Below are 21,793 nucleotides of genomic sequence, written 5' to 3' on the forward strand. Positions count from 1 at the left end.
GTCGGTGGGAACACAGCAAGGCTCACAGCCCTCCGTGACCGCCCCGAGCGGCGAATGTGACCGGACCATGACCGTTTCCCCGCAACTGCCGTCATATCGCTCCCAGGCCCTCCACCAGGGCATTCGGCGGCCTAGAGTCCCCTGGGTCCGGCCGATTCCCGGCCGCTCTCCCCGTCCGTCCCTCCCGGAGGTCTCCGTTGTCCCGCAAACGCGTGGGCCCGATACGCCGGCCCCGTCCCCGCGCCGCCGCCGTGGCTGCCGCCGTCGCACTGGCCGCCGTGCTGACCGCCTGCTCGGGCAGCGCCCCGGCGGTGACGCACGCGGGCGGCGACGGGGAGCAGCACAAGGAGCGGCCGGTGACCGTCGCCGTCACCCCGCACGGCGGGCGGGTCCGGGCCGGCGAGCCCGTCCGGGTCACCGCGAAGGGCGGCACCCTGACGACGGTCACCGTCGCCGGGCCGCACGGCAAGGGCCTGACCGGCGAACTGTCCGCGGACCGCCGCACCTGGACCTCGGACCGCAACGTCGTGCCCGGCGCCTCGTACACCGTCGAGGCCGTCACCCGCACCCCGGGCGGCACGACCGGCAAGAGCCAGTCCAGCTTCACCACGGCCCCCGCCGGCAAGGTCAACAAGGTGGACTGGCGGCCCGGCGACGGCACCACGGTCGGCGTGGCCCAGCCGATCTCCCTGGTCTTCGACAACCCGGTGACCGACAAGGCCGCCGTGGAGCGGCAGCTGAAGGTCACCACCTCCGACGGCACCGAGGGCTCCTGGGGCTGGCTGACCGACTACTCCGGCCGGGACCGGGTCGACTGGCGGCCCAGGGAGTACTGGCGACCGGGCACCGAGGTCACCCTGGACGCCCGTCTGGACGGCACCGACTCCGGCCGGGGTGGCTGGTTCGTCCGCGACTACAAGACCTCCTTCACCGTCGGCGCCCGCCAGGTGGTCAAGGTGGACCTCGACCGCAAGCGGCTCACCCTGCGGCGCGACGGCCGGACCGTGCGCACGTTCCCGGTCTCCGGCGGCACCCCCGGCCCGGACACCGGCTCCTGGCGCGGCACGGCGGTGGTGCTGGCCAAGGAGGGCACGGTCCGGATGAACTCCGAGACCGTCGGCCTCGGTGACGCCTACGACCAGAAGGTCGACGACTCGATCCGGCTCACCTGGTCCGGGATGTACGCGCACGCCGCCCCCTGGAACGCCGCGTTCTTCGGCCGGGCCAACCGCAGCCACGGCTGCGTCGGGATGAGCGACGCCGACGCGGACTGGCTGTACTCCCAGGTCCGGGTCGGCGACCCCTTCGAGATCACGGGGTCGGAGGCCAAGGGCACGGTCGCGCCCAACAACGGCTTCGGCGACTGGAACGTGGACTGGGACCGGTGGCGGGAGAAGAGCGCCCTGCGCTGATCCTCGTCCGGGGGCGCCGGGGACGGCCCGCGGTGGTTGCCTGGAAGGGGTGGCACCACCGCACCGCCGAGAGGAAGGCACGGCCATGACCGGCTCCGGCTTCACCGCACAGTCCACCGCCGCCGAGGTCGTCGGTGGCATCGACCTCACCGGCCGCCGCGCCGTCGTCACCGGCGCGGCCTCCGGCATCGGCCTGGAGGCAGCCCGCGCCCTGGCCGGAGCGGGTGCCGAGGTCACCCTCGCCGTGCGGGACACCGCCGCCGGCGAGCGGGCGGCGGCGGACATCGCGGCCGGTGGCGGCGGGCGGGTCCTGGTCGCCCCGCTCGACCTGGCGGACCAGCGCTCCGTCGGGGCCTTCACCGCCGCCTGGCACGGCCCCCTGGACGTCCTCGTCAACAACGCCGGGGTGATGATGACCCCGCAGACGCACACGCCCGAGGGCTGGGAGCTGCAGTTCGCGACCAACCACCTCGGGCACTTCGCGCTCGCCGTCCGCCTCCACCCGGCCCTCGCGGCCGCGGGCCGCGCCCGCGTGGTCTCCCTCAGCTCGGTCGCCCACCTGCGCAGCCCCGTGCACTTCGACGACATCCACTTCCATCACCGCCCGTACGACGCCGGACTCGCCTACGCCCAGTCCAAGACCGCCAACGTCCTCTTCGCGGTGGAGGCCAGCCGTCGCTGGGCCGCCGACGGCGTGACCGTCAACGCCGTCCACCCGGGGGCGGTGCTGGGGACCAACCTGTCCCGCCATCTCACCCGCGAGGCCCTCGACGCCGCCCACGCGTCCGGCGGCCACACCTTCAAGACCCCGCAACAGGGCGCCGCCACCGTCGTGTTCGTCGCCACCGCGCCCCGGCTGGAGTGCGTCGGCGGGCGCTACTTCGAGGACTGCGCCGAGGCCCACCGCCACATCCCCGGCACCTCCGGCGGCGTCGCCGACCACGCGCTGGACCCGGCCGCGGCCGCGCTGCTGTGGCAGGTGTCGCTGGACGCGCTCGCGGCGGGCGTGAGGGGCTGACCCGCTCCTGGGCGAAGGGCGGGTGGGTCAGTGGGGGAAGGTCCGCGGCGGGCGCTGGCGCGGCAGGCCGTCGCGGAACTCCTCGACGATCGAGCTGATCTGGCGGGTGAGCTGCGTCTGCTCCAGCCGGTCGAGGTAGAGGTTGCGGGCGGCCAGGCCCACCGCGTCCACGCAGAAGTAGACCGCCATGAGCGGGTTGACGAACAGTTCGCTGTTCCTGGTGCGCTCCGTGAACCGGACGTTCCCGAAGTCGCCGCGCACCGCGGCCGCGACCGAGCCGTGGACGATGCTCGGGTGGTCCGGGGTCTCCTCCTGGGCGTGCGCGACCGCCGCGAGGTAGAGCCGCCCCTCACGGCTGTCGCGCGGCAGCGAGAACGCGCCCAGGTACGCCCCGTCGCGCTCCAGGGCCGCCAGGTTCTCCAGCACCAGGGAGTGGTTCACCCCGTGGTACGCGTCGACGCCGAAGCCGAGGCAGGCCACCAGCCGCTGCGGGACGCCGGTGAGCCCGCCCACCGCGGCGAGGCTGGCCATGTCCTCCTCCGGAGTGCCGAGTCCGCTCTCGTCGCCGCGCATGAGGATGTCGGTGCCGCCGTCCACCAGCACGATCGCGTCGACGCCGCCGAGGTGGCCGATCAGCGCCCGGTAGGCGGCCCGCAGGGGTTCGACGCCGGTACGGCACAGCGCGTACACGGTCGAGGGCAGGCCCTGCGACTCCAGCCAGCGGGCGAGGGTCCGTTCCGGGAAGTAGTCGCCGCGCGCGGCCGTCGAGGGGCGCACGGCGGCGACGTCGTGGTCCAGCCACACGTCGCGGTCCAGGCCGTACAGGTCGGCGAAGGAGAGGTTGGCCAGGTGGACCTCCTTGCCGGCCTCGCGCAGCGCGAGCGCGATCGGCAGCCCGGCGTAGACGTCGAAGCCGCCGCCGGCCCCGGCGACGAGGACCCGCCGTGCGTCGCGCAGCCGGGTGAACAGGGCGGGTTCGAGGAGGGAGAACACCGGGGGACGGTAACAGCGGGCCGTGCTCCGGGGCAGCGGATTTCCGTGTCCGTGGCGGGCGCGGCGCCTGACCGCCCGCTCCCGGTGGCGTGTCGGTGCCCGCGCCTAGACTCGGGCGGATGGTGACGGAGACGGATATCGCCCTCGCCGACGGGCGGAGGCTGCACGTGTACGACACCGGGACCGGCGGCCGGGCGGACGGTGCGGAACTCGCCGTCCTGTGGCACCACGGCACGCCCAACACCGGCACACCTCCCGCGCCGCTCTTCGCGGCGGCCGCCGCGCGCGGCATCCGCTGGGTGGGCTACGACCGCCCGGGGTACGGCGGTTCGACGCCCCGCCCGGGCCGGGACGTCGCCTCCGCGGCCGGCGACGCGGCGGCCGTCGCCGACGCCCTGGGCATCGGCCGCTTCGCGGTCATGGGCCACTCCGGCGGCGGCCCCCACGCGCTGGCCTGCGCGGCCCTGCTGCCGGACCGCGTCCTGGCGGTCGTCTGCGGATCCGGCCTGGCGCCGTTCGGTGCGGAGGGGCTCGACTGGTTCGCCGGGATGGGGCCGTCCGGCGCGGCGGAGCTCGGCGCGGCGGTCCGGGGCCGGGTGGCGCTGGAAGAGCGGCTGGCCGCCGACGACTTCGACCCCGAGCTCTTCACCCCGGGGGACCACGCCGCGCTGGCGGGAACATGGGGCTGGCTGGGCGAGGTGGCGGGCAAGGCGCTCGAGGGCGGCCCGGGCGGCATGGTCGACGACGACCTGGCCTATGTGGCGCCGTGGGGCTTCGACCCGGCCGGCGTCGCCGCGCCCGTCCTGGTCCTGCACGGCGAAGCGGACCGTATGGTGCCCGCCGCGCACGGCGTGTGGCTGTCCCGGCGCTGTCCCGACGCGGAGCTGTGGCTGCGGCCGGGCGAGGGGCACATCTCGGTCCTCGGCTCCGCCACGGACGCGCTGGACTGGCTCGTCGGGCGGACCCGGCGGAGCTGAGCACCCCGGCGCCGTCCACAGGCTGTGGACGGCGCCGGGAGCGGCACGGGCGGACGGTCAGGGGGAGGGCCGGGACCATGACGGTACGGCGGGCCAGGCATGGGTGCCGGGCCGCCGTCACTGGTGCGGCCCGGCGGCACCGGTTCAACCACCACGGAAGTCCCTCGGGTCCCCTGTCTCGCACAGGGAGCCGACCGCCCCGGGGCAACCATGTGCGGCGCTCGTCTGTCTGAACTGACACCCCGGGCCGGCCGGGGTGTGGACGGAGGCCCCGTACGACCGTGAACAGGCACGACGGCAGCGACATCGACCCCGCGGACCAGTGGGTCCTCGACCCCGAGACCGGTTCCTACCGGCTGCGGCTTGACTCCGACGCCCCTCCGGCGCCCACGGTGCCCCGGCAGGGCGGGCGGCGGACGCGCCGCGAGGAGCAGCCACCCGTCCCGGCACCGGGTGGCCGCCGCCGCGCCGGTGCCCCGGTGTCCCGCAAGGCCAGGCGGTCCACGAAGCGCAAGGTGCTGGTGTGGACCGCGGGAACGCTCGGTTTCCTGCTGCTCGCCGGCAGCACGGGGGCCTACTTCCTGTACCGGCACCTCGACGGCAACATCGCCACCGTCGACGTCGGCACGGCCGGCAGCAAGAACGCGACCAGCAAGGACGCGGTGAACATCCTGGTCATCGGCACCGACAGCCGTCAGGGCCTGGGCGCGAAGTACGGGGACGCGGGCAGCGTCGGCCACGCGGACACCACGATCCTCTTCCACGTGGCGAAGGACCGGTCGAACGCGACCGCGATGAGCATCCCGCGCGACATGGTCACCGGTATCCCGGACTGCCCCACCAAGCAGAAGGACGGCTCGGTCAAGACGATCCCCGGCACCCCCCAGGCCAGGTTCAGTCCGCGCTTCAACGAGAGCCTGGGCCAGGCGGGCCGCGACCCGGGCTGCACCATGCGGACCGTCACGGAGATCACCGGAGTGCCGGTCGACCACTTCGTCCTGGTCAACTTCGAGGCCGTGAAGACCCTGTCCACGGCGGTCGGCGGGGTGCCGGTCTGCCTCACCCACCCCATCAAGGACACGACCTCCAAGGGCGAGGGCTCCCACTTGGACCTGTCCGAGGGACCGCACAAGGTCCAGGGCGAGCAGGCGCTGGCCTTCGTCAGGACGCGCCACTCGCTGAAGAACGGCAGCGACCTGGACCGGATCGATCTGCAGAAGCAGTTCCTGGGCTCGATGATCCGCCAGATGAAGTCCGGTGACACCCTCACCGACCCCCGGAAGCTCTTCAGGCTCGCGAACGCCGCCACCAAGTCGCTCACCGTGGACACCGGCATCGGCGGCGTGGCGAAGCTCACCGAACTCGCCAAGGACCTGAGCCGGGTCGATCCCGCGCACATCACCTTCACCACGCTCCCGGTCAAGGACAACCCGGCCGAGGGGACGCAGCACGCGACGGTCGTCGTCGACGACACGAGGGCGCCCGCGCTCTTCAAGGCGATCAAGAACGATGTCTCGCTGACGAAGACGAAGAAGAAGCCCGCGAGCGCCGACACCAAGCTCCGCGGCGCCAAGGCGGACCCGTCGCAGGTCCGGGTGCTCGTCTACAACGGCGGCGGTCCCCAGGGCGCGGCGCGGACGACCCTGGAGTGGCTGCAGAACACCAAGGGCGTCACCCACTCGACCAACGGCGGCAACGCCCCGAAGGGGAAGCAGGACCGCACGACCCTGACCTACGGCCCCGACCAGGCGGACCAGGCCCGGGCCTTGGCCGCGATGATGGGCCTGCCGTCCGGGGCCCTGCACCCCGCCGCGGACGACGCCGGACCCGGCGCGGACATGACCCTCACCCTCGGCGGTGACTTCCGGGGCGCCGGGAAGCCGCTCGCCGACCCGGACGCGGTCCCGGACGACATCCCGCAGTCGCACGCCGACAAGAAGGAATGCGTCGGCTGAGCCCCGGCGGCCCCTTCGCCGCGCCGCGCCTACGGCGGGAGGGCGGAAGGGGCGCCCCGCGCCCGGGCTGCGACGGCAAGGACGGGGACGTAGTCCTGGTTGTCGAAGGCCGCCGCGGTGCCCAGCTTGCACTGAGGCAGCCCATGGCCCGTGCGCCGCGGCCCGCGTCGCCGGACCGCCGAACGTCATCCCATGGCACAGGTTCCGGCGGCCGGGGTGAGGGCCGGACGGGTGAAGTCGGGGGCGTGGCGCAACCGTCGGGCGGGGCGGTGCTGTCCTGCACGGCGAGTCCGGTCGACACCGTCCGAGATCCGAGGGGAAACACCATGAGCCTTCTCGATACTCCGCAGCAGTCACTGGGTGGCGTCCCGCTGGGGGCCCATCTGGCCGCTGTCGACGCGCGCTGGGTCGAACTCCACGCCGCGCTCATCGCGGCCGGGGTGCCCCCGCTGCCGGGGGACAGCGACGCCGTGCACACCATCGCCCGGCAGCTCGACGACGCCACGGTCAGTTCCGTCGTCGCCTGGATCGACAGCGCGGCCTCCCGCTGAGCCCGGCCCGGGCGCGGCACTTTGTGACGGTCGTGTGACGGGAATTGTGGCCTCCGCCACGGCCGGGAGCGGGAGGGTCCTGATGGGGTCGCCGGATGCGCACCCCTGCCCTTCTCCTCCCGGTCGTGCTCGCCGGCCCCGTGCTCCTGGTCACGGCCTGCGGCCCGCACGGGGGCGACCGTGCCTCGTGTGCCCCCTCGACCGCCCCGGTCGCCTCGGCGCCCGCGGGCGGTGCCGCGGGCGCCGAGGGGGACGGCGACGTACGGATCACGGCCGTGACCGCCCGCCCCTCCCACTGCTCAGGCCCCGCCCCGTTCCACGTCGCGTTCCAGGTCACCAACCACGCCGACGAGCCCGCCACGTACACCGTCACCTTCGGGCTCACCTCCGGTGCCGGAGCGGCCCTGGGGAACGTGCCGCACACCGTGCGCGCGGTACCGCCCGGCCGCACCGTGAAGGGCGAGGCCGATCTGGGTGCGCCGCTCGCTCCGCGGTCCGGCGACGAACGGGTGCGCATCGTCAAGGTCAGGAGCGTCCCGGCGGACGAGGCCCCCGCCGCCCCGGGAGACGCCTGCCCGCCCTCCGGACTCCGTCTCACCGCCGGCGACGGCGACGCCGCGATGGGGCTGCGCGTGGTGGGACTCCGCCTGGAGAACTGCTCGTCACGCGTCCGCCGTGTCGAGGGCCATCCGCTGGTCCGGCTCCTCGACGAGGAGCACAGGCCCGTCAAGGGCGTCGAGATCTTCCGGGGCAGCGGCGGCGTCGCCCTGGTGCCGGGCTTCGACGATCCGCCTCGTCCGGTCACGCTGGAGCCGGGCGAGAGCGCGACCGCGGGCCTGATGTGGCGCAACACCGTCACCGACGGCGCATCCGTCAACGCGCCCTACGCGAGGGTGTGGGCGACACCCGGCGCCCCTCCGGTGACGGTGACCCCGGAACTCGACCTCGGCACGACGGGGAAGCTAGGCGTCAGCGTCTGGAAGGCCGCCCCGGCGACGACGGCCCGGCCGTGACCCGACGGGCGACGACCCGCGCGTCGCCCGTCTTCGAGCGGCAGTCCTTCGCCGGCACCTCCTTCTTCCTGACCGCGCGCACCGGGATCACGTACTGCTGCGTGGTGGCCCGGACCCCGAGTGCCGCGAGGGCGCGCCCTGTGAGGAGGTCCGCGTAAAGCGGGGGACCGCGGCCCTGGTCCCGGGCCCCGTGAGCCGCTGACGTCCCCTCCCGTCCGTACGAAGGCCCCGGGCTGCCCGCCCGGGGCCTTCGTGCTGTCCCGGGCCGCGCGGTTCCCGCATCACGCATGTCACGGTTCTGTCCCGAGGGGCGCCGTGGTGGCCGCTTCGTTTGACACGGCTGATACCGCCCTCTCATTATTCCACTAATCGAGTAGCTAAAGGGTGTTGAAGTTCGTGGAGTTCCGCATCGACAGGCGCAGCGGGATCGCCGCCTACCAGCAGATCGTGCAGCAGACCAAGCAGGCCCTGCGGCTGGGCGTCCTGATGCCCGGGGACCGGCTGCCCACCGCCAAGGAGGTCGCCGAGTCCAGCGCCGTCAATCCGAACACCACGCTCAAGGCCTACCGCGAACTGGAACGCGAGGGGCTGGTCGAGCCGAGGCCCGGCCTCGGCACCTTCATCCGCCGCTCACTGGCCCGCCCTCAGGCGGGCGCCGACTCCCCGTTGCGCGGGGAGCTGGAGGCGTGGATGACCCGGGCCCACGAGGCGGGCCTGGAACGGGAGGACGTCGCCGCGCTGGTCGCGGCGGTCCTTGAGGAGCGGTACGCCGGCACCACGGCGGCCGACGGAACACCGGAAGGCCGGGAAGAGAGGATGACCAGTGCGTGATGCCACGGATGCCATGGACATGGGCGGACCGGTGGAGGAGTCGGCGATCGAGGCCCACGGGGTCGGCCGGAAGTACCGCCGGGGCTGGGCCCTGCGCGACTGCTCGTTCCGGCTGCCGGCCGGCCGGATCTGCGGGCTGGTGGGTCCCAACGGCGCGGGCAAGACGACGCTGATGTCGATCGCCGCCAACCTGCTGGAGCCGACGGAGGGCACCCTCACGGTGTTCGGAGCGGCACCGCAGTCCGCCGAGGCGGGCCGCCGCACCGCGTTCCTCGCCCAGGAGAAGCCGTTGTTCCGCCGCTTCACGGTGGCCGAGACCCTGCGCCTGGGCCGCGAGCTCAACCCCGGCTGGGACCAGCGGGCCGCCGAGCAGATCGTCCGCGCGGGCAACGTGCCCATGGACGCCAAGGTCGGCACCCTCTCCGGCGGTCAGCGCACGCGTGTCGCCTTCGCCCTCGCCTTCGGCAAGCGGCCCGACCTGCTGCTGCTCGACGAGCCGATGTCCGACCTCGACCCGCTGGTGCGCCACGAGCTCATGACCACCCTGATGGCCGAGGCCGCCGAGCACGGCACCACGGTGCTGATGTCCTCCCACATGCTGAGCGAGCTGGAGAGCGTCTGCGACTTCCTGCTGGTCATCTCCACGGGCGGCCTGCGCATCGCCGGTGATGTGGACGAGATCCGCAGCGCCCACGTGCTGCTGCGGGGCGTCGCGAGCGGCGAGGGCGCGGGCATCCCCGCGGACCTCGCCCGACACACCGTGGTCGAGTACCGCACCAGCGGACGCCAGGGCACCGCCCTCATCCGTCCGGACGGCCCGGTGAGCGGCCAGTGGCAGTCCCACACCCCGCAGTTGGAGGAACTCCTGCTCGCCTACCTGCGCTCCCCCCAAGCGCCACCGCTGATCAGCCCCGTGGCCCAGATCCCGGGCCGGCCGTACGGCACGAACGGCCCGCGGGGGGCGGCGGCATGAGCAGCCTGACCACGACCCCGTCCGCCGCGACGCCCGCGCCCCCCGTCGCCACCCGGGGCGTCCGCCGCCCCCGGCTGAGCGGCATGATCTGGCTCGTCTGGCGCCAGCACCGCGCCGCCTACTGGACCCTGCTGGCCGTGACAGCCATCGCCGTGGCGTGGATGCTCTACCAGCGCGCCGGGCTGCTCGACCACCTCACCGCCAAGGGCTGGCCCCACTCCTCACCCGACACGTGGACGGAGAACATCAGCCCGTACAGTGCCGCGCTCACGAAGGCGTCCCTCGGGCTCGGTTTCATCCCCATCCTGCTCGGTGTCTTCCTCGGTGCCCCCTTGCTCGCCGGTGACCTGGAGAGCGGCACGGCCAAGCTCGTCACCTCCCAGGCCGCCGGCCCCGCCCGCTGGCTCGCCGCCAAGATCGGTATCAGCGCCCTGGTGGTCGTGGTCTGCACCGTGGCCCTCTCGTTCACCTTCGGCCGGTGGTGGGCACCGGTCAGCAAGCAGAACACGGTCCTGGACTGGAGCTCCGGCCCCGCGTTCGACAACACCGGGCCCGTGCCCGTCGCGCTCGCGCTCTTCACCGTCCTGGGCGGCGTCGCGATCGGCATGGTCCTGCGCCGCACCCTGCTCTCCATGGTCGTGACCTTCTTCTTCGCGGCCGCGGTCCAGGTGGTCTGGGCCCACTTCCGGCTCGACCTCGGCCACGTCATCAGGGTCACCACGGACTCGGGAGTCGACGGCGGCACCCCGCCCCTCCCCACCGCCGCCTTCGAGATCGACCAGTCGTACGTCACGTCCTCCGGGGAGACCCTCGGCTGGAGCACCTGCGTGCACGCGGGATCGGACAAGGCCGTCGAGGCCTGCCGGCAGCAGAAGGGCATCGTGGGCTGGGCGGTGGACTACCTCCCCATCACCCAGATGAGCGGCATGCAGTGGCTCGGTGCCTCGATCCTCTTCGCCCTGACCGTCGCCGTCACGGTCTTCGTCTTCTTCTGGGGCCGCAAGCGCGTCGTCTGACGCGACGTCAACAAGCCGCGACGACACGACCCCGGGTGACGCACCGAGCCGCGGGTTGCTCAGCTCGTCGCGGTCGCCGCCGGGGTCGCGTGCGCCCACTTCCCGCTGCGCGCCGCGTACTTCGGAGCCCGGCAGCTTCCCCGTCGTCGCGAACCCCGGCGACGGGGACTGCTCGTCCCCTTCGAGGTCTTCCTCGCCGCGCCGATCCGGGCCCTGCCGTGGCCCGTCCTCGGGGCGGCGCAAGGCGCCCGCGCGCGCTGGTCGCCGGCACACGGCCGGGCCGGCATCCGAGTGATGGATCAGCTCGCCGGCCACCGGCCTGGTGCCGCTGCGGTCGCGCCGTCACAGAGCCATCTCCAGGCAGGCGAGGACCAGTTCGGTGTGCTTGGTGGTCGCAGCTGACCAGCCGACGACGCGGGTGGCCAGTTCGCTGGGCCGTCTCTGGGCCGTCCGAGGCTGACCATTGGTGAAGGGCGACGACGCAATGGCCGGACGGTCCGCGGCCGCGGCCAGGAATCAGGGGGAATCGCGGTACGCAAGGGGATCTTCCCCCGCTCCGTCCAAGGAGGGGAAATCCACCGGCCAGGCCGGCGATCGCCCCACCTCGCTCCTAACTGATCGCATAATCCGTGTCGTCCTGTTGGCACCGCGTGGCAGACTCCTCCCTCGATCACGGGGGCGCGCAGCCCCCGGACCTGGGAGGATGCGACTTTGCGCAGTACGAAGTGGGCCGCCGTGGTGATGGCGGTCATCGCGTTCGGCGTTGCAGGCTGCGGGGCCGGCGACGTCGGCACGGACGCGGCCGCCGCCCCGGCGTCGCCCCGGCCAGAAGGCACCGGACCGCTCACAAAGGAAGTCGTGCGGACGGACCTCGACACCTCCGCGGCCGACGCGGGCGTTCCCGCGAACGCACCGGACTTCGGAGGCATGAACGAGGACGCTGAGGCGGGCTCGCCGCGATCGTGTGGCCTGGGTTTCAAGGGTTTCGCCACCAAGGCCACCGAGGTTGACGTTGCCCGCTGGGAGTCGGTGGTGGCCGAGTTGCGCGAGCGTGACTGGCAGGATGCCCAGGTCACTCATTTACCGGGCGTCTGCTTCACCCGTCGTAACGGAGCCAGTCGATGTCCATGTGGGCCAAAGGGGCCAGAGCGCTGCGGTGAGTGGCCCCAGCCCAGGCAGTGAACTGATTGTCCTCCCACCCGTTCGAGACGTGCATGACGAGTCCCGGGGCCACGTAGAAGCGGGTAGATGTCCCTGGCCAGAAGGGACGCAGAGGGACCAGGCGCAGACCTTCGGTGAGCTGTTGAACCTGTTCTCCGCTGATTTCGCGCGACAGTGCCTTGTAGTCGGCGCCCATTGAGGCCTCGAAGAGTGAGAACTGAACGAGAAAGCCGCTGAGCGGTTCAAGTTCGGCGATAGGCGGTTCGGCGTCCTCCCGGTACCAGACCGTGGGATCGCCCTCGGGCTCGCCGAGCGACCACAATAGGGACCAGTAAAAACATCCTTGGTTCTCCACACCGAAGACACGCATGTCCCCACAGATGTCGGTTTCCCTGCCAGGGTCCTGAACGATGTAGTTCTGCACCCCCAGAACACCTGGCCGGTGCTCCGCCAGTCGATAGAGCTGCTCGAGCCCTTCAGACAGGGCTGCGGAGAGCCCGCCTTCGCATGCTGGATCCGTGGGTGCCGGCGGTGGCTGGGTACCAGCCCGTGACGAACTGCTCCAGCGCAGTGACGCGGTCGCCGTTCACGTGCCGCAGCCACTCCAGACCTGGGGGCTGTACGGGAGGATGCGGCGGACGGACCCGTGCAAGTGCCTCCGCCCCACCCATCAGGACTGCTGGGGCGACCACCGAGTTCTGACCAACCATGCTCCTGTCTTCCTCGTGTGGGCCCCGATCTTCGAGGCTCGCTGGGCCGGGCCGGAGCGGGGCGCGGACAGGAGCGTCGGCCCGAGGTGCCGGGCCGCGCGCCGCCGTGCTCTGCTCGGCGGGAGTGCCTTGATCGTGTTGCCGGAGTTTATGCACAGGGATGTGGATCGCCACGTGAAGTGGTTCGCGGAGAAGGACCCGGCCGGGCTGCTGTTCGTCGGCGAAAAGGGTGCCCGTTCCGGCGTTCGTCCTTCGGGCGTAAATGGCGGAAAGCCCGGGCCAAAGTCGGCCTGCCGGAGAACTTCCGTTTCTACGATCTGCGCCACACGGGCCACACCTTGGCGACGCAATCGGGTGCCACGCTCAAGGACGCCATGGTTCGCGCAGGCCAGTCCTCCGAACGTGCTGCGCTGATCGACCAGCACTCGACGCTGGAACGACAAGGAGATCGACGCCGCGCTCGATGCCTGGGTGCGGGCTGACCGCAAGTCAATCGACGGGCATGACGACGGCTCATCGGGCACCACACAACGCCACGGGAGAGATAAAGAGGTCTGGACAACAAAGAAGCCCCGGGCTGCTCGCCTGGGGCTTTCTGCTGGAGCGGGTGACGGGAATCGAACCCGCGCTCTGAGCTTGGGAATCACCGGTCCCTGCGGTCCCGGCAATGCTCTGACCGGCGCCAACGGCGGTGTGGGCGAACCAATGATCTCGCCCCGGAACCCGTCGTTGACCGTGGTTTACCGCCCTCTCGGGCACGGAACGGGCACGGCGACTGGTGAACCGGCTTGCAGCGGCGGATCGGCATCGATTCACTCTGATCGTGATTGAGATGGGGAACACCAGCACGCCGGCTCATCAAGCGGTCGAGATGGAGGACGCGGAGACACTGGCCCGTCTCCTCGGTGCGGGGGCCGATCCTGACGAGGTAGTTGGCAACTCGACGCTTCTCACCCGTGCAATCGACATAGAGGGGGATTCTGCGCTGCAGAGCGGGCAGCCCCCGAGGGTGCACACGACCGCCATCCTCCTTGCCTTCGGGACAGACCCGGAGTTGGAAGATCCCGGCGGGGGCCACGCCGCTCGCACTGGCTGTGCAATATGGGCACGATGTGGCGATCCGGCTACTTCGAGCTTCTATAGCTCGCTCGCGTCGAAGCTGGTGGCGGCGCAGACAGTCATAGCCACTCGAACGCGCATCTTCGTCCCGAAGCAATGCGTGTGGTGCTGCGACCTGGGGCTGGACCTCCGGTGACCTGCGTGAACTGTGCGCGATCGTCCGTGCTCGTCCGTCCCGGTGCGGGGCCGTTGTAGCGCAGTTGGACACTCAGTCCACCACGGCGCAGTGGGGCGGGAAGTGCCTTGGCAGCTCGCCTCATGAGTGTCGGCGCAGGGAGAGCGCGGAGATCATGTTCATATGGGGGTATGTCGGAAGTGCCCTCTGGTCCTGACGACGTCCCGGTCGACCGGTCCGAGGGATTCGGGGAACGGCTGCTGGGCGTGTTGCTCGACCGTGCTCACGAGATGCCGCCGCAATTGATCGCGCCGCTGATCGCGGAAGAGATCGCCAGGATGGGCGGACGTGCCGTCTCAGTGCTCCTGCAGGACTATGAACAGATCATGCTTGTGCCGCTGCCGGGCAGACGACTCGTCGGTGGCGCGGCCGTACCCATTGCGGGATCTGATGCCGGTCGGGCGTTTCTGGAGGCAACGCTCGTGGAGGTGCCGCTGGCGGATGGGATCCGGCTGTTCCTGCCATTGCTGGACGGCAGCGATCAGGTGGGGGTGCTGGGCGTCACGATGGACAGCGTGGATGACGACGACCGGCGGCTGCTGCGGCGGCTCGCCGGCATGGTCGCCGACATGCTGGTGACGAAGAACAGCTATACCGATCAATTCACGAAGGCCCGGCGGCGAGCCACGATGACCGTAGCCGCAGAGATTCAGTGGTCCCTGCTGCCCCCGCTGATGATGTCCGTCCCCCAGGTCGAGGTGGCGGGAATCCTCGAGCCCGCCTATGCCGTCGCGGGCGACAGCTTCGACTACGCCCTCAACGACGACATCCTGCACCTGGCCGTGATCGACGCGATGGGCCACGGCCTGGACGCCGCCGTGATGGCGACCGCGGCCATCGGTGCGTACCGCCACGCCCGGCGCGCCGATGTGCAACTAGCCGAGATCTACGCGTTCATGGACCAGGTCATCGCTGAACAGTTCGGACCCGAGCACTTCGTCACCGCGCAGATGATGCACCTCAACATCTCGACAGGACACCTGCAATGGGTGAACGCCGGCCATCCGGAACCGCTCCTCATCCGCGACCGGCGTGTCATCCAGCGACTGGAGAGCCGGACAACCCTGCCGGTCGGCTTCGGTGGAGAGGAGCCCCGCATCAGCGAACTGATGCTGCGGCGCGGCGATCGGGTGCTGTGCTTCACCGACGGTCTCATCGAGGAACGCGAAGCCGGAGGGGGACAGTTCGGCCTTGACCAACTGGTCGACATCATCACGCGGGTCGGGGCCAAGGAGACGAGCGTAAGGGCCATAGTGCGGGTCCTTTCCCACGCGCTGAAGCGTGCACGAGGCGGGGTCACCAGCGACGACGCGACGATCTTCCTCTTCGAGTGGCGCGGCGGCACCGCAGACCACCTGGCAACCGTGGGCTAGACGACCACTGCTGATCGTCCCCACAGCAGCCCGTTACCTACAGTGACGGTCGGCGTGGAGAGGCTTTGGGCTGGAGCTGCCATGGGGCGAGAGATCGGGGCCCGTACGCTGGCCGCGAATCGGGCTGGCTCCTGCCTGCGGTTGATGGTTGACAGCGGGGCTTCATCTGATGCTTGACCCTGCGGCGGCCACCGTACTTACGACCATCCTCACCTCGGCTGGGCCGACATCGCTGACCATTGTCGTCATGCACGCCGCAACCGCCATCGCCGCCGACCGCCCCGGGGTCGCCGTGGCCGGTGACGCCTCCGGGGGCTGGACCCACATCCGCACCCCGCTGACCTCGATCACCGGCACCGCCGCGGTCTGCCGCGCGCACGCCGACCTGGTCCCCAACCTCCCCGCCCTGGCCCCGTTCCGGCCGGACATCCCCACGCTGCCGGAGCCGGCCGCTGACGCGGTGCCGTTGACCGGGCCCCGCCCAGTCACCGAGTAACACCCTCGCCTCACGGTCGGCGCGGCCGTTCCCCGCGCCAGGTCCCTACCCCACCCATCCCTGAAAGGAGGTGACCCCCGTGGCCCGCCCCAACCGCTTCGACCCGGTCCTTATTCAGGCGATGATCGCCGGCGCGCTGTCCTTCGCCCATCTGCACGACATCGCCGATGCCGCCGGCCAGCACGACTGGAAAGCCCGGGCCTACCCCATCTCCGTCGACCTGCTGCTGGTCGCCGCCTGGCGCCGCATGCGCGCCCTACGTGCCGCTGACCTCCCGGCCCGCGCCGCCTGGACCTGGTTCGTGATCGCCCTGGCCGCGTCCCTCGGGGCGAACATCGCCACCGCCGGACTCCTCGACATGAACGCCGTCCCGGCCTGGCTGCGCATCCTCGTCGCCGGATGGCCCGCCCTGGCCTTCCTCGGTGGCACCCTGCTCGCCCACACCCCCACACCCGCCCCGACCGCTGAGCCGACTCCGGTACCCGAACCGGCCCCGGTCGTTGCGGAAGCCGCTGCGCAGGTGACGGTCGAACGGGCCCCCGAGCACGCGCCCGAACTTCCCCCGTCCGCTGCGCCCGCTGCCGCGTCGTCGCCGTCCGTGCCGCCGGCGCTGCTGGCACACGCCCGGAAGGTCGCCGACACCCACCACGCCGCCACCGGTACGCCGATCGACGCCGCGACCCTGCGCACCCGCCTCGGCGTCCCGCCCGCACTGGCAGACGTGATCGCCGCCCAACTCACCTGAGAAGGAGGACACCTCAATGCGTCCGCGCATCCGCGCCGCCCTGGAACGCTCCGCCGAACTCACCCGCGCTAACCGCCTGGTCGACGGCATGCGCATGGGCGAGGCCGCGATCAACCAGGCCACCGACGACGAACACCCCGAGATCCAGCAGTGGCTCACCGACCACGCCGACGACTTCACCCGGCGGGAGGACTGACCATGCCGCGACCGAACCGCTTCTTCAACGTGATCCGCATCGGCCCCGTCAAGGTCGGCAGCTACCACGACGGCCGCGGACACACTCGCCACACCGCCGCCTGCACCGCGCCCGGCTGCGGCTTCTCCACCGACTACCGCGACCGCTCCGGCGCCGAACTCGCCGCCCGCACCCACCGCTGTCAGCCCTGAAAGGAGATGACCCATCGTGCGCCACCCCGACGCGCAACTGAGGGCCTACCACCGCCCCTCCGAGCTGATCCCGCCCGGCGTCCACCCCAGACAGGTCCGACGCCATCGGCCCGCGCTGGCGGCTGATGGTCTACCTCGCGGCCTACGGCCCCGCCCGACCTGAGGAGCAAGCGGAGCTCCGGCGGCCGGACGTGAGCCTGGACCCGCTCGGCGTGTGGGTCCGTCGTGCCGCTCCCGAGCTGACCACCGGCCGGCGGGCCGTGGGGGAGACCAAGTCCGAAGCGGGGAAGCGGTTCATCGTGCTGCCGGAGTTTATGCACAGGGATGTGGACCGCCACGTGAAGTGGTTCGCGGAGAAGGACCCGAACGGGCTGCTGTTCGTCGGCGAAAAGGGTGCCCCGTTCCGGCGGTCGTCCTTCGGTCGGAAATGGCGGAAAGCCCGGGCCAAAGTCGGCCTGCCGGAGAACTTCCGTTTCTACGATCTGCGCCATACCGGCCACACGCTGGCGACGCAGTCGGGCGCCACGCTCAAGGACGCCATGGTCCGTGCAGGCCAATCCTCCGAGCGTGCTGCGCTGATCTACCAGCACTCGACGCTGGAGCGGCAGAAGGAGATCGCCGCCGCGCTCGATGCTCGGGTGCGGGCCGACCGCAAATCAATCGACGGGCACGACGACGGCTCATCGGGCACGCAACGGGCACGGGGCGGATAAAGAGGTCTAGACAACAAAGAAGCCCCGGGCTGTTCGCCTGGGGCTTTCTGCTGGAGCGGGTGACGGGAATCGAACCCGCGCTCTGAGCTTGGGAAGCTCATGTTCTACCATTAAACTACACCCGCGTAAGACACCTGTTGAGGCATCTGACCTCGCACACTGTACCCCATGCCCGGCCCCGGAGGCATACCTCCGGGGCCTTTCGTGTTGCTCCCGGACAGCGTGCGCGGGGAGGCGTGAGGGGCGTACGGTGAGGGGGCTCGGGGTGCCCAAGTGGGCGGAGTGCCGCGTGAGGCGGGGGTGAGTTCATCCCCTAATGTGGCTTTCGTCGTTGAGGTACCGGGGAGAAGGGGAGCGATGGATCGCACCGTCGTTCGTTGTGCCGAGGGGCACGTATTCAGCACCGCTACGTTCCCGATGCAGAACCTGGGGGCCGGAAGGCTCGGCCCCGGGCGGTTGATCAGGTGTCCGCGGTGTGCGCGGTTGCGCAGCGCCGTCCCCGTGGCGGCTGACAGCGGGAAATAGCCGCGCGGGTCCGGACGCGCAGGTCGGACGTGACGCGGGGACCCCGGGCCGGGTCGGCTCGATTCGGCCCGGAGCCCCGCCCCCGCGTAACCTGCTTGCGTGCTTCTCTCTGACAAGGACATCCGGACCGAGATCGACAACGGACGGGTCGGCATCGACCCGTACGAGCCGTCGATGGTGCAGCCGTCGAGCATCGACGTCCGGCTGGACCGCTTCTTCCGGGTGTTCGAGAACCACCGGTATCCGCACATCGACCCGGCCGTGGAGCAGCCGGACCTGACGCGGCTGGTGGAGCCGGAGGGGGACGACGCGTTCATCCTCCACCCCGGGGAGTTCGTGCTGGCCTCGACGTACGAGGTGATCTCCCTACCGGACGACATCGCCTCGCGCCTGGAGGGCAAGTCGAGCCTCGGCCGGCTGGGGCTGCTGACGCACTCGACGGCGGGTTTCATCGACCCCGGTTTCTCGGGGCACGTGACGCTGGAGCTGTCGAACGTCGCCACGCTGCCGATCAAGCTCTGGCCGGGCATGAAGATCGGGCAGCTGTGCCTGTTCCGCCTGACCTCGGCGGCGGAGTTCCCGTACGGCTCGGACAAGTACGGCTCGCGGTACCAGGGGCAGCGGGGGCCGACGCCGTCGCGTTCCTACCTCAACTTCCACCGGACGCAGGTCTGAGCCCATGGGCGGGCCGGCGCGGGAGAACCTGACGTACGAGGCCTTCGGGCAGGCGGTGCGGGATCTGGCGCAGACCATCGCCGACGACGGCTTCCAGCCGGACATCGTGCTGTCGATCGCCCGCGGCGGGGTCTTCGTGGCGGGCGGCCTCGCGTACGCGCTGGACTGCAAGAACATCCACCTGGTGAACGTGGAGTTCTACACCGGGGTCGGGACGACGCTGGAGATGCCGGTGATGCTGGCCCCGGTGCCGAACGTGATCGACTTCTCCGACAAGAAGGTACTGGTCGCGGACGACGTCGCCGACACGGGCAAGACGCTCAAGCTCGTCCGGGACTTCTGCGCCGACCACGTCGCGGAGGTGCGCAGCGCGGTGATCTACGAGAAGTCGCACTCGCTCGTGAAGTGCGACTACGTCTGGAAGCGCACCGATGACTGGATCAACTTCCCGTGGAGCGTGGAAGGTCCCCTCGTTCGCCGCGAGGGTCAGGTCAGGGACGCGTGACAGTGGGATCTCGGCTCTCGGTGGTGAACGAGCGGTCCCGTGCGTCCGGCATTGCCGGTTCTGAGCCCCGGCGGCCTACCGCCGTAAGGAGACGGTCGTGGCGACCGTATGGTCCCCGGCGGGTGGGGCTGTCCCGATGTCCGCCTGGGGAGGGAAACGCGGGTGTCCGACCTTCAGGTCGGTCTTCTGGTTCGGCGTGTCATTGCTGGCGGCCGGCGGTGTTGTCGCCGGTGTCCGCTGGTGGTGGGACCGGCGACGCGATGGGGCGCCACTCCCGGAGTGGCGCCCCATACATGGATTGGTGTGCCCGAGGGTGGCGGTCTCAGATCACCGGCAGCTTGAAGAGCACCAGCAGTGCGATCAGCTGGATCGACGCGGCACCCAGGGCCTTGGGCCACGGCAGGTCGTGGGACTTGGAGACCATCGAGGTCAGCAGCGCGGCGCAGCCGATCCAGGTGGCCCAGCCGAGGAACTGGACGAAGCTGTTGGCGCTGCCCAGGAAGACGGCGAAAGCCAGTCGCGGGGCGTCGGTCAGCGAGGTGATGAGCATCGCCAGGCCGACGGTGGGCGCAAAGGCGCCGGCGCCGCCGAGCTGGCGGGCGAGGGCGTTGGTGACGGCGCCGAGCATCAGGCCGCTGAGGATGACGGCGATGGCCGTGCACGCCACCCAGGGGACGCTGTTGGAGAGGGTGGCGTCGAGCACGTCCTCGCGGGCGCTGTCGAAGCCGAAGACGGCGAGCAGCCCGTAGAGGAAGGTGACGATGAGGGCGGGGCCCCACACCTGGTAGTCGCGCATCTGCCAGAAGGTGGCGGACGGGCGCATGACGACCCCGCTCAGCAGCTGCTTCCAGCCGAGCCGTGGGCCGGCCGGGGGCGCCGTGGTGTGGCCCGCGCGGTAGGTGGACACCTGGTCCGGCTGCGGGGACTGCTGCGCGTATGGGTCGTAGGCGTCGGGCGCGTCGCCGATGGAGAAGGCGCGGGTGTGCCCGGGGTTGTTGTCGTACGAGGGTGCCGACGCCGCCGAGCCGAAGTACTCGGGCTCACCCTCGGCGGCCGGCGCGAAGCCGTGGTGGGGCTGCTGCCCGCCCGGCGAGGTGTTCTGCTGCGGGTAGCCGCCGTACTGCTGATGCGGGTGCTGCACGTCCCCGTCCCGTCCGCGTCCGTTCCTGAATCCAGCCACGTCTCGAACGTACCCGGTCCCGGGGGCGGAGGACGGTGGCCTCCGCCCCCGGAGGGGCATTGCTGCCAAGCTGTGACAGATTCCACAGCCGCGCGGGCCGGGTCAGTTGCCGAAGCCGCGCCGAACTGGGGCCGCGGTCCGCACAGGGGGCGCCGCGTCCGCTCACCCGGCGTTCAGCCGGATGACGGACGCGGTGGGCACGCCGGCCGCGAGGTCCGCGCGGCCGTCGCCGGTGAGGTCGGCCGCGGCCAGGGACAGACCGAAGCGGTCGCCGGCCACGTCGCTGCCGGGTACGCCCGCCGTGCTCTGGTCGAGGTCCACCGGTGGCCGCGTGGCGGCCGGGCCCTGGCCCCGGGCACGCCGGCCGGACGGTCGCGCCGTTGGGCACGCGGGCCCGTGAAGCCCTACCGTTCGGGGCGGAACGGATCCGAAGGGACGGGAAGTGCCGATGGTTGTCATGGCCGTACGGAATGCCGCGCGCGGGACCGCGCGCACCTCAGCGCGGGCCGCGGTCAGCGCGGCGGTCGCGGGGTTGCTGACCCTGGCGGTGACGGGGTGCGGGCTGCTGACGACCGACTCCGGTTCCCCCGATGCGCCGGCCGCGGGGAGCTCCCCCGCCGCGTCCTCCGCCGTGGGCGACGTGCCGGTGAAGCCGGACCCCGCGGTGCTGGCCGCGCTGCCCGCCCGTCTGGAGGCGGACGGGACGACGATCACGGTGGGCGACCCGGCGGCGCCGAAGACCGTCCACATCTACGAGGACCCGCGCTGCCCGGTCTGCAAGGCGTTCGAGACGGCCGCCGGGCCGCAGCTGGCGGCGCTGGCGAGGGCCGGCGACATCAGGCTGCAGTACACCCTGGCCTCGTTCCTGGACGACAACCTCGAGGGCAGCGGTTCGAAGAAGGCCGCGGGCGCCCTGCGCGCGTCCGTCGAGGCGGGCACCGGGGCCTTCGCGACCTACCACGAGCTGCTCTACGCGAACCAGCCGCGGGAGCAGGTGGACGGGTTCACCGACGCGTACCTGCTGGAACTCGCGGGCAAGGTGAAGGGGCTGCGCGGGGCGGCATTCGACGACGCGGTGCGGAAGCAGTCCTACGCGGACTTCGTGACCGCGTCCGAGGACGCCTTCGTCAAGAGCGGCGCCACGGGCACCCCGTACGTGAAGATCGACGGCACGGCGGTGTCCCAGGCCGACCTGCAGAAGCTCTTCGACCCGACCTCCTTCGCCGCACTGCTGCGCCAGTCCGGCATCGGCGGCTGAGGGCGCCGGGGAGCCACCGCGAACGCCGGTGG

At 71.5% G+C, this 21,793-nt stretch carries 21 protein-coding genes, 1 tRNA gene and 2 pseudogenes; 19 read left to right on the top strand and 5 right to left on the bottom strand.

What is annotated here, in order from left to right:
- Nucleotides 1–197: 197 nt before the first annotated feature.
- Nucleotides 198–1,412 carry a L,D-transpeptidase gene (locus tag ACRWNP_RS02070; protein WP_431959104.1) on the top strand — a complete coding sequence of 405 codons (1,215 nt, stop codon included), beginning with the start codon at nucleotides 198–200 and terminating at the stop codon, nucleotides 1,410–1,412.
- Nucleotides 1,413–1,497: 85 nt separating this feature from the next.
- Entirely contained in the window at nucleotides 1,498–2,430 is a 933-nt protein-coding gene (locus tag ACRWNP_RS02075; protein WP_431959105.1) for an SDR family NAD(P)-dependent oxidoreductase, read from the top strand.
- Nucleotides 2,431–2,457: 27 nt separating this feature from the next.
- Here ACRWNP_RS02075 and ACRWNP_RS02080 read toward each other — a convergent pair whose 3' ends face one another.
- Entirely contained in the window at nucleotides 2,458–3,423 is a 966-nt protein-coding gene (locus ACRWNP_RS02080; RefSeq protein ID WP_431959106.1) for a DUF1152 domain-containing protein, read from the bottom strand.
- A 119-nt stretch (nucleotides 3,424–3,542) separates the two neighbouring features.
- Here ACRWNP_RS02080 and ACRWNP_RS02085 point away from each other — a divergent pair, with 119 nt between their 5' ends.
- From ACRWNP_RS02085 to ACRWNP_RS02115, 7 genes are all read left to right on the top strand, one after another.
- Nucleotides 3,543–4,400: an alpha/beta fold hydrolase gene (locus ACRWNP_RS02085; RefSeq protein ID WP_431959107.1), complete on the top strand. Its 858-nt coding sequence runs from the start codon at nucleotides 3,543–3,545 to the stop codon at nucleotides 4,398–4,400.
- Nucleotides 4,401–4,681: 281 nt separating this feature from the next.
- The gene (locus tag ACRWNP_RS02090) at nucleotides 4,682–6,355 is read left to right on the top strand and encodes an LCP family protein (RefSeq protein ID WP_431959108.1); all 1,674 of its coding nucleotides are present in this window, start codon (nucleotides 4,682–4,684) and stop codon (nucleotides 6,353–6,355) included.
- Nucleotides 6,356–6,681: 326 nt separating this feature from the next.
- Nucleotides 6,682–6,906 carry a hypothetical protein gene (locus ACRWNP_RS02095; protein WP_431959109.1) on the top strand — a complete coding sequence of 75 codons (225 nt, stop codon included), beginning with the start codon at nucleotides 6,682–6,684 and terminating at the stop codon, nucleotides 6,904–6,906.
- Nucleotides 6,907–7,001: 95 nt separating this feature from the next.
- Complete coding sequence (locus ACRWNP_RS02100) at nucleotides 7,002–7,919, top strand: DUF4232 domain-containing protein (RefSeq protein WP_431959110.1); 918 nt, start codon at nucleotides 7,002–7,004, stop codon at nucleotides 7,917–7,919.
- Nucleotides 7,920–8,303: 384 nt separating this feature from the next.
- Nucleotides 8,304–8,750: a GntR family transcriptional regulator gene (locus ACRWNP_RS02105; RefSeq protein WP_431959111.1), complete on the top strand. Its 447-nt coding sequence runs from the start codon at nucleotides 8,304–8,306 to the stop codon at nucleotides 8,748–8,750.
- A 13-nt stretch (nucleotides 8,751–8,763) separates the two neighbouring features.
- Nucleotides 8,764–9,723, top strand: a complete 960-nt coding sequence (locus tag ACRWNP_RS02110) for an ABC transporter ATP-binding protein (protein WP_431959230.1) — start codon at nucleotides 8,764–8,766, stop codon at nucleotides 9,721–9,723.
- The gene (locus tag ACRWNP_RS02115) at nucleotides 9,720–10,739 is read left to right on the top strand and encodes an ABC transporter (RefSeq protein WP_431959112.1); all 1,020 of its coding nucleotides are present in this window, start codon (nucleotides 9,720–9,722) and stop codon (nucleotides 10,737–10,739) included. Before ACRWNP_RS02110 ends, ACRWNP_RS02115 begins: the two co-directional genes overlap by 4 nt.
- Before the next feature lie 1,096 nt (nucleotides 10,740–11,835).
- On the opposite strand, the gene ACRWNP_RS02120 is transcribed toward ACRWNP_RS02115, so the two are convergent.
- Nucleotides 11,836–12,324, bottom strand: a complete 489-nt coding sequence (locus tag ACRWNP_RS02120) for a hypothetical protein (RefSeq protein ID WP_431959113.1) — start codon at nucleotides 12,322–12,324, stop codon at nucleotides 11,836–11,838.
- 325 nt (nucleotides 12,325–12,649) lie between these two features.
- Between ACRWNP_RS02120 and ACRWNP_RS02125 the strand changes: the two are divergent.
- The 7 genes and pseudogenes from ACRWNP_RS02125 to ACRWNP_RS02155 form a co-directional block, all read left to right on the top strand.
- Nucleotides 12,650–13,096: pseudogene (locus ACRWNP_RS02125) on the top strand (tyrosine-type recombinase/integrase); the annotation flags it as partial.
- A gap of 939 nt (nucleotides 13,097–14,035) precedes the next feature.
- Nucleotides 14,036–15,277 (top strand): PP2C family protein-serine/threonine phosphatase, encoded by a 1,242-nt coding sequence (locus tag ACRWNP_RS02130; RefSeq protein WP_431959114.1) that lies wholly within the window; start codon nucleotides 14,036–14,038, stop codon nucleotides 15,275–15,277.
- 247 nt (nucleotides 15,278–15,524) lie between these two features.
- Entirely contained in the window at nucleotides 15,525–15,773 is a 249-nt protein-coding gene (locus ACRWNP_RS02135) for a hypothetical protein (RefSeq protein WP_431959115.1), read from the top strand.
- 121 nt (nucleotides 15,774–15,894) lie between these two features.
- Nucleotides 15,895–16,518, top strand: coding sequence for a DUF2637 domain-containing protein (locus ACRWNP_RS02140; RefSeq protein ID WP_431959231.1), 624 nt, complete (start codon nucleotides 15,895–15,897; stop codon nucleotides 16,516–16,518).
- A 16-nt stretch (nucleotides 16,519–16,534) separates the two neighbouring features.
- Nucleotides 16,535–16,714 carry a hypothetical protein gene (locus ACRWNP_RS02145; RefSeq protein WP_431959116.1) on the top strand — a complete coding sequence of 60 codons (180 nt, stop codon included), beginning with the start codon at nucleotides 16,535–16,537 and terminating at the stop codon, nucleotides 16,712–16,714.
- A 2-nt stretch (nucleotides 16,715–16,716) separates the two neighbouring features.
- Complete coding sequence (locus ACRWNP_RS02150) at nucleotides 16,717–16,905, top strand: mobile element transfer protein (RefSeq protein ID WP_431959117.1); 189 nt, start codon at nucleotides 16,717–16,719, stop codon at nucleotides 16,903–16,905.
- Between the two features lie 71 nt (nucleotides 16,906–16,976).
- A pseudogene (locus ACRWNP_RS02155) lies at nucleotides 16,977–17,618 on the top strand (tyrosine-type recombinase/integrase); the annotation flags it as partial.
- 51 nt (nucleotides 17,619–17,669) lie between these two features.
- Here the strand turns inward: ACRWNP_RS02155 and ACRWNP_RS02160 are convergent.
- Nucleotides 17,670–17,743: transfer RNA gene (locus ACRWNP_RS02160), tRNA-Gly, on the bottom strand.
- Nucleotides 17,744–18,242: 499 nt separating this feature from the next.
- On the opposite strand from ACRWNP_RS02160, the gene dcd reads away from it, so the two are divergent.
- Together dcd and ACRWNP_RS02170 are read left to right on the top strand one after the other, a co-directional pair.
- On the top strand, nucleotides 18,243–18,818 hold the full coding sequence (dcd, locus tag ACRWNP_RS02165; RefSeq protein ID WP_431959118.1) for a dCTP deaminase: 576 nt from the start codon (nucleotides 18,243–18,245) through the stop codon (nucleotides 18,816–18,818).
- Between the two features lie 4 nt (nucleotides 18,819–18,822).
- Nucleotides 18,823–19,323 carry a phosphoribosyltransferase gene (locus ACRWNP_RS02170; protein ID WP_431959119.1) on the top strand — a complete coding sequence of 167 codons (501 nt, stop codon included), beginning with the start codon at nucleotides 18,823–18,825 and terminating at the stop codon, nucleotides 19,321–19,323.
- Nucleotides 19,324–19,645: 322 nt separating this feature from the next.
- On the opposite strand, the gene ACRWNP_RS02175 is transcribed toward ACRWNP_RS02170, so the two are convergent.
- On the bottom strand, nucleotides 19,646–20,503 hold the full coding sequence (locus tag ACRWNP_RS02175) for a Yip1 family protein (protein ID WP_431959120.1): 858 nt from the start codon (nucleotides 20,501–20,503) through the stop codon (nucleotides 19,646–19,648).
- 162 nt (nucleotides 20,504–20,665) lie between these two features.
- Nucleotides 20,666–20,824 (bottom strand): FG-GAP repeat protein, encoded by a 159-nt coding sequence (locus ACRWNP_RS02180; protein WP_431959121.1) that lies wholly within the window; start codon nucleotides 20,822–20,824, stop codon nucleotides 20,666–20,668.
- 136 nt (nucleotides 20,825–20,960) lie between these two features.
- On the opposite strand from ACRWNP_RS02180, the gene ACRWNP_RS02185 reads away from it, so the two are divergent.
- Nucleotides 20,961–21,761, top strand: coding sequence for a thioredoxin domain-containing protein (locus tag ACRWNP_RS02185; RefSeq protein WP_431959122.1), 801 nt, complete (start codon nucleotides 20,961–20,963; stop codon nucleotides 21,759–21,761).
- The last annotated feature ends 32 nt before the right edge of the window (nucleotides 21,762–21,793 follow it).

The organism is Actinacidiphila sp. bgisy160 (genome assembly GCF_965342435.1).
Classification (GTDB): domain Bacteria; phylum Actinomycetota; class Actinomycetes; order Streptomycetales; family Streptomycetaceae; genus Actinacidiphila.

Excerpts from the sequence above, each read along its gene's own strand:
- ACRWNP_RS02075 (WP_431959105.1), top strand. The coding sequence starts at position 1,498 with ATGACCGGCTCCGGCTTCACCGCACAGTCCACCGCCGCCGAGGTCGTC.
- ACRWNP_RS02085 (WP_431959107.1), top strand. The coding sequence starts at position 3,543 with ATGGTGACGGAGACGGATATCGCCCTCGCCGACGGGCGGAGGCTGCAC.
- ACRWNP_RS02095 (WP_431959109.1), top strand. The coding sequence starts at position 6,682 with ATGAGCCTTCTCGATACTCCGCAGCAGTCACTGGGTGGCGTCCCGCTG.
- ACRWNP_RS02100 (WP_431959110.1), top strand. The coding sequence starts at position 7,002 with ATGCGCACCCCTGCCCTTCTCCTCCCGGTCGTGCTCGCCGGCCCCGTG.
- ACRWNP_RS02110 (WP_431959230.1), top strand. The coding sequence starts at position 8,764 with ATGGACATGGGCGGACCGGTGGAGGAGTCGGCGATCGAGGCCCACGGG.
- ACRWNP_RS02115 (WP_431959112.1), top strand. The coding sequence starts at position 9,720 with ATGAGCAGCCTGACCACGACCCCGTCCGCCGCGACGCCCGCGCCCCCC.
- ACRWNP_RS02130 (WP_431959114.1), top strand. The coding sequence starts at position 14,036 with ATGTCGGAAGTGCCCTCTGGTCCTGACGACGTCCCGGTCGACCGGTCC.
- ACRWNP_RS02135 (WP_431959115.1), top strand. The coding sequence starts at position 15,525 with ATGCACGCCGCAACCGCCATCGCCGCCGACCGCCCCGGGGTCGCCGTG.
- ACRWNP_RS02140 (WP_431959231.1), top strand. The coding sequence starts at position 15,895 with ATGATCGCCGGCGCGCTGTCCTTCGCCCATCTGCACGACATCGCCGAT.
- ACRWNP_RS02145 (WP_431959116.1), top strand. The coding sequence starts at position 16,535 with ATGCGTCCGCGCATCCGCGCCGCCCTGGAACGCTCCGCCGAACTCACC.
- ACRWNP_RS02150 (WP_431959117.1), top strand. The coding sequence starts at position 16,717 with ATGCCGCGACCGAACCGCTTCTTCAACGTGATCCGCATCGGCCCCGTC.
- ACRWNP_RS02170 (WP_431959119.1), top strand. The coding sequence starts at position 18,823 with ATGGGCGGGCCGGCGCGGGAGAACCTGACGTACGAGGCCTTCGGGCAG.
- ACRWNP_RS02185 (WP_431959122.1), top strand. The coding sequence starts at position 20,961 with ATGGCCGTACGGAATGCCGCGCGCGGGACCGCGCGCACCTCAGCGCGG.